This window comes from Mesorhizobium sp. M2A.F.Ca.ET.037.01.1.1 (genome assembly GCF_003998075.1).
In the GTDB taxonomy this organism is placed as follows: domain Bacteria; phylum Pseudomonadota; class Alphaproteobacteria; order Rhizobiales; family Rhizobiaceae; genus Mesorhizobium.
In genome coordinates this window covers 1-930 of record NZ_RZSA01001531.1, presented here as the reverse complement: position 1 = coordinate 930, position 930 = coordinate 1, and the positions used below count along the sequence as shown (strand labels likewise).

General features: G+C 64.8%; 1 protein-coding gene. It reads right to left on the bottom strand.

Annotated features, from left to right (window positions below; genetic code table 11):
* Nucleotides 1-332: 332 nt before the first annotated feature.
* Nucleotides 333-930: OmpA family protein (locus tag EOA27_RS38140; RefSeq protein ID WP_145970891.1), on the bottom strand; the 598-nt coding region annotated here is incomplete at its 5' end.

Here is a 930-nt window from a genome sequence, read left to right as displayed (position 1 = left end):
GGCTGTGGCGGCTCCGAGCCATGCGCCCAAAAGGCCAGTCAAAACGAGGACGCCGCAGCGCCCGAGGCGAGCTGTTCTTGTCATGCATTCCTCCCAGATCCTTGATCTGGCCGTGCAAGACCGGGGCGGCAGATGCGATTGCGCGGCCGGTTTGACCGCCCCATCCCCTCTGGAACAGTTGGATGGTAGTCCTTTCCCTGGATTTGGAAAGTATCAATTAGAACAAGCTAATGTCCTACGACCTTTGACCCATCCTTGGACACGCCAACAAAAAACGGCCCCTTACGGGACCGTTTTGCTTCGATGGCGGTGCGCAGTTGGGCGCGGCTCTTTCAGGTGAGCGGCGACAGCTGGATTTCGACGCGCCGGTTCTGCTCGCGGCCGGCGGCCGTGGCATTGGATGCGATCGGGCGCGTCTTGCCGAAGCCGGTGACGGCGAAGCGGCGCTGATCGACGCCCTGGCCGGCGAGATAATTGGCGACGGCGAGCGCGCGGCGCTGCGACAGGTCGAAATTGTGTTCGTCGCCGCCGGTCGAATCGGTGTGGCCGAACACGTCCACCGTGGTCTGGCGGAACTTCTTCAGCACCAGCGCGACCGAATTCAGCACCGGATAGAAGCCCGGCTTCACCGCGTCCTGGTCGACGTTGAAGGTGATGTCGGACGGCATGTTGAGGATGATCTGGTCGCCGCTGCGGGTGACGCTGACGCCGGTGCCCTGCAACTGACGGCGAAGCTCGGCCTCGTTCTGGTCCATGGTCGCGCCGATCGCGCCGCCGGCGAGCGCGCCGATGCCGGCGCCGATCAACGCATTGCGGCGGTCATTGCCGCCCGCGAGCAGACCAAGGCTGGCGCCTGCCAGCGCGCCAAGGCCGGCGCCGGCCGCCGTGTTGGAAATCTTCTGGTCGCCGGTATACGGATCGGTGGTGGTG